The following is a 5,163-nucleotide window of genomic DNA, read 5'->3' as shown; positions in this document are numbered from 1 at the left end:
TCTACCTTTTGTGCCCTTCTGCGCCTTCGCGGCCTGTTCCCCAACCCTTTTTGAATCGGACCTCTCCCGTGCTCAAGACCGTCGCCAAGTCCAGCAAGCTCGCCAACGTGTGCTACGACATCCGTGGCCCGGTGCTGGAAAAGGCCCGCCAGATGGAGGAAGAGGGCCACAAGATCATCAAGCTCAACATCGGTAATCTCGCGGTGTTCGGGCTGGAGCCGCCCGACGAGATCGTGCAGGACATGATCCGCAACATGCCGCATTCGGCCGGCTACACGGATTCCAAGGGCCTGTTCGCGCCGCGCAAGTCGGTCGTCCACTACACGCAGGAAAAGGGCGTCAAGGGTGTCACGGTCGATGACGTGTACTTGGGCAACGGCGCCTCCGAGCTGATCGCCATGAGCATGAACGCGCTGCTCGATGATGGCGACGAGGTGCTGATCCCGTCGCCGGACTACCCGCTCTACACGGCAGTGGTCGCGCTGTCGGGCGGCAAGCCGGTGCATTACGTCTGTGACGAGCAATCCGAGTGGATGCCCGACATCGCCGACATCCGCAAGAAGATCACGCCGCGCACCAAGGCCATCGTCGTCATCAACCCGAACAACCCGACGGGTGCGCTTTACCCGGATGCCGTGCTGCGCGAGATTGTCGAAGTGGCGCGCGAGCACCAGCTCATCATCTTCGCCGACGAGATCTACGACAAGACCCTCTACGACGGCAACACCCATACCAGCATCGCGGCACTCGCCGACGACGTGCTGATCCTGACCTTCAACGGCCTGAGCAAGAACTACCGCTCCTGCGGCTACCGCGCCGGCTGGATGGTGGTGTCGGGCGACAAGCGCCACGCCCGCGACTACATCGAGGGGCTGAACATGCTGGCCTCCATGCGCCTGTGCGCGAACACGCCAGGGCAGCTTGCCATCCAGACCGCGCTTGGTGGCTACCAGAGCATCAAGGATCTGGTCGCGCCGGGCGGGCGTCTGTGCCGTCAACGCGATCTGGCCCACAAGCTGCTGACAGAGATCCCGGGCGTGACCTGCGTGAAGCCCAAGGCAGCGCTGTACATGTTCCCGAAGCTCGACCCCAAGATGTACCCGATCGCCAACGACCAGCAATTCGCCTACGAGCTGCTGGCCGAGGAGAAGGTGCTGATCGTGCAGGGTACCGGTTTCAACTGGGCCACGCCGGATCATTTTCGCCTCGTGTTCCTGCCGAATTCGGATGACCTGTCCGACGCGGTGGGGCGCATTGCCCGTTTCCTTGACGGCTACCGCCGTCGCCATGGCACCTGAGCCGCAGCGACCTGTCGCGGCACTGCCATTGGTTCTGACCTGTTTTTTGACCGTAGATCAATCGCCATGAAACCCATCCAAGTCGGCCTCCTGGGCATCGGTACCGTCGGCAGCGGCACGTTCAACGTGCTCCAGCGCAACCAGGAAGAGATCCGCCGCCGTGCGGGCCGCGGCATCGAGATCACGATGGTGGCGGACCTGAACGTCGAACGTGCCCGCGAGATCGTCGGCGACGGCGTGGCGGTCGTGGCCGATGCGCGTCAGGTGATCGCCAACCCCGACATCGACATCGTCATCGAGCTGATCGGCGGTTATGGCATCGCCAAGGCGCTGGTGCTCGAAGCCATCGCGGCGGGCAAGCACGTCGTCACCGCCAACAAGGCGTTGCTCGCCGTGCATGGCACCGAGATCTTCGCGGCGGCGCGTGAGAAGGGCGTGATCGTCGCGTTCGAGGCGGCGGTCGCGGGCGGCATCCCGATCATCAAGGCGCTGCGCGAGGGCCTGACCGCCAACCGCATCCAGTGGATCGCCGGCATCATCAACGGCACGACGAACTTCATCCTGTCCGAGATGCGCGACAAGGGGCTGGACTTCGATGTGGTGCTCAAGGAGGCGCAGCGCCTGGGCTACGCCGAAGCCGACCCGACCTTCGACATCGAGGGCGTGGACGCGGCGCACAAGGCCACGCTGATGAGCGCCATCGCGTTCGGCGTGCCGGTGCAGTTCGACAAGGCGCACGTCGAGGGCATCACCAAGCTGTCGGCCGTGGACATCCGCTACGCCGAGCAACTGGGCTACCGCATCAAGCTGCTGGGCATCGCCAAGCGGCAGGCAGCCGGGATCGAGCTGCGCGTCCACCCCACGCTGGTGCCGAGCAAGCGCCTGATCGCCAACGTCGAAGGCGCGATGAACGCCGTGATGGTGCAGGGCGACGCCGTGGGCACGACGCTGTACTACGGCAAGGGCGCCGGCAGCGAGCCGACCGCCTCCGCCGTGATCGCCGATCTGGTGGACATCACCCGCCTGCACACCGCCGACCCGGACCACCGCGTGCCGCACCTCGCGTTCCAGCCGGACGAGCTGCACACGACGCCGATCCTGCCGATCAGCGAAGTGCGCACGTCGTTCTACCTGCGCCTGCGCGTGGCGGACCAGAAGGGCGTGCTGTCGGCGATCACCTCGATCCTGGCGGCGTCCGACATCTCGATCGACGCCGTGCTGCAGCGCGAGTCCAACGACGGCGAGCACCAGACCGACGTGATCATCCTGACGCATGAAACGCAGGAAGGCGTGATGCGCGGGGCGCTGGCGCAGATGCAGGCGCTGGCGACGGTGCTGGCGCCGATCGTGAGTCTGCGCAAGGAAGAGCTGGCGTGACCGACCTGTGTAGGGTTCCGAGGGGCAGTCGATGAAGATGGATGAACAGCAACTCGAAGACCTGCTGACGCGGTTCACGAACACACTGCGGGTGACGCCCCTGGACCTCACCAAGCCGGAAGACGAGAAGCTGTATGTCACCGGCTTGCATGGCGATGTGGATGCCGTGGCCCGTCTGCGCCGCGAGATCCTGCGGGTCGAGGGCGGCGGGGTGTTCCTGTTCACGGGCCAGCCCGGCAGCGGCAAGAGCACCGAACTCCAGCGCCTGCGCCGCGACCTGCTGCTCAAAGGCTGCAAGGTCTACTACTGCGACCTGGAGGAATGGCTGAACTTCAATGCGCCGGTCACGCTGTCGAGTTTCCTGGTGGCGCTGCTGTCCTCGTGGGTCGATCAGGTGGGCACGCTGCACGCCCAGCGCACGCCCGCCGAACGCTTCATCACCTTCCTGACGAAGACGAAGCTCATTCCCGAGAACCTGAAGCTCGACGCCGGGGCGGGGCCGATCAAGGGCCAGATCCAGTTCGCGCTGAAGACCGACGAGGATTTCCGTCGCTCGCTGGAAGACAACCTCAAGCGGCAGTTGTCAAGCATCGTCACGCAGGCGCGGCAGTTCATTGCCGATCTGGTGGTGGACCTGTGCCCGCACGGCCAGAAATGCGTGCTGTTGGCGGACTCCATCGAGAAGATCCGCGGATTCGGCGACGAGTCCGACAAGGTGTACGAGAGCGTGCAGCGGCTGTTTGTCAGCGAAGGCTCGGCGCTGCGGTTCGATGGCGTGCATGTGGTGTATTCGGTGTCGCCGTTCCTGTTGGAGCAGAACACGCAGATGGCCGCTTCGCTGGGCACGGGCGTCGTGGTCAACATGCCTTCCGTCCATGTGTTCGAGCGCCACAGCCGCCACCCGGACGACAAGGGCGTTGCGGCGGTGATCGACCTGATCGCGCGGCGTTTCCCTGATTGGGCACAAGTGCTGACCGAGAGCCAGTTGCGTCGCCTGGCGCAGCAGACCGGGGGGGATCTGCGCGACCTGCTGCGGGCCATCCGCATCGTGCTGACCGACGACATCGAGACCTTGCCGGTGACGGACGCGATGGTCGAGTACGCGCTCAAGCAGGTCACGCCGAGCAAGGCGATCCCGGCCGAGCACGTCGGCTGGCTGGCGCGGCTGGACACCTCGCACGAGCCGGAGTTGTCCGACAAGATCGACGGCAAGCTCCTGCAACGCTACCTGACGACCAAGCATGTGCTGGTCTACCTGAACGGCGAGCAGTGGTATGCCGTGCATCCGATGCTGCACGAGTGGGTGCGCGAGCGTGCCAAGACTGCGGCTGTGCCGGTCGCGAACGACCCGAACTGACGGCGGCGCCCGCCGCTGACGCACGCGCCCTGGCGCAGAGGCGGACATGGACCGACACGCGGATGCCGCACCCCCGGCTGGCCCGACGGCCGAGCACTACCACCTCCTGCGCCGTGTGCGGCGCTTGCTGCAGCGCAGCGAAGGCGCTTGCCTGATCTTCCTGTGGTGCGATGACCCCCGGCCGCTGGCGTGGCTGCACACGCAACTGGACCGCAGCCTGCGTGCCCGGTCGCTGCGAATGCTGGACAAGGCGCTGTGTGCGGGACCGACCGATACGCCTGCGGACGTGGAGGCCGCCTTGTCTCCGGTTCTCACGGCCTTGCTGACCCCGGAGCCGGGTGCGGATCGGATGGCGGTCTGGGTGGATCTCGGGCAGGCCGGTGCGGGGCGTGCTTGTCGGGATTGGTTGCTCGCCCGGCTGAACGAGCGGCGGGCGCAGCTTCTGCACGCGCCTCGGGCCGTGGTGCTGGCGGGGTCGGCTGCCTATGAAGCCCAGGCGGCCGAGGTCGCGCCGGATCTGTGGTCGGTGCGGGATTTCAGCGCGGTGGTGTCGGCCTGGACCAGCGCCGAGTCGCCGCCGGCCAGCGTGGCGCCAGTGCAGGCGCCTGTGCTGGCGTCGTCGGATGCGCTGGGCCGCTTGTGGGACACCGCCTGGGCGAACCACGAGGCCCGCCGCATCGAAGACGGTACTGCTTCCGCACGCCTGGACGTGTGGCTCGGGTTCTCCGTCGCGGATGAAGCCTTGCGCCACCGACAGTTGGACCGTGCGCGGCAGGTGCTGGAACAGACGGCTGCGGCGCTGCCCACAGGCGACGACACCGATGCCGGGCTGCGCCTGTTCGCGCGGCAATACATGCTGGAAGGCGATCTGGCGATGCAGGCGCGGCAGCTTCCTTTGGCGAGGCAGCGGTATGAGGAAGGGCTGAGGGTTCGCGAGCGGCTGGTGAAGGTGACGGGGGAGTCGCCCGAGGCGCTGAGGGACTGGTCGATTTCGTTGAACAAGGTGGGGGATGTGCAGATGTCGCTGGGGTCGCTGGAAGAGGCGAGGCAGCGGTATGAGGAAGGGCTGAGGGTTCGCGAGCGGCTGGTGAAGGTGACGGGGGAGTCGCCCGAGGCGCTGAGGGACTGGTC

4 protein-coding genes are annotated in these 5,163 nt (G+C 66.2%); all 4 read left to right on the top strand.

The window, feature by feature from the left end; translation table 11 throughout:
* Window positions 1-68 precede the first annotated feature (68 nt).
* Window positions 69-1,298, top strand: a complete 1,230-nt coding sequence (locus QZW52_RS18460; RefSeq protein ID WP_294001451.1) for a pyridoxal phosphate-dependent aminotransferase — start codon at window positions 69-71, stop codon at window positions 1,296-1,298.
* A 66-nt stretch (window positions 1,299-1,364) separates the two neighbouring features.
* Window positions 1,365-2,675, top strand: a complete 1,311-nt coding sequence (locus tag QZW52_RS18455) for a homoserine dehydrogenase (RefSeq protein WP_294001448.1) — start codon at window positions 1,365-1,367, stop codon at window positions 2,673-2,675.
* 31 nt (window positions 2,676-2,706) lie between these two features.
* Window positions 2,707-4,032: a hypothetical protein gene (locus QZW52_RS18450; protein ID WP_294001446.1), complete on the top strand. Its 1,326-nt coding sequence runs from the start codon at window positions 2,707-2,709 to the stop codon at window positions 4,030-4,032.
* Between the two features lie 46 nt (window positions 4,033-4,078).
* The coding region (locus QZW52_RS18445; RefSeq protein WP_294001443.1) for a hypothetical protein at window positions 4,079-5,163 on the top strand (1,085 nt) is incomplete at its 3' end.

The sequence above is a fragment of the Sphaerotilus sp. genome, from assembly GCF_013299175.1.
Lineage (GTDB): Bacteria > Pseudomonadota > Gammaproteobacteria > Burkholderiales > Burkholderiaceae_C > Sphaerotilus.
The sequence above is the reverse complement of the archived record's forward strand: the minus strand, read 5'-3'. Positions and strand labels throughout refer to the sequence as shown.

Coding starts and splice junctions, on each gene's coding strand:
- QZW52_RS18455 (WP_294001448.1), top strand. CDS start 1,365: ATGAAACCCATCCAAGTCGGCCTCCTGGGCATCGGTACCGTCGGCAGC.
- QZW52_RS18450 (WP_294001446.1), top strand. CDS start 2,707: ATGAAGATGGATGAACAGCAACTCGAAGACCTGCTGACGCGGTTCACG.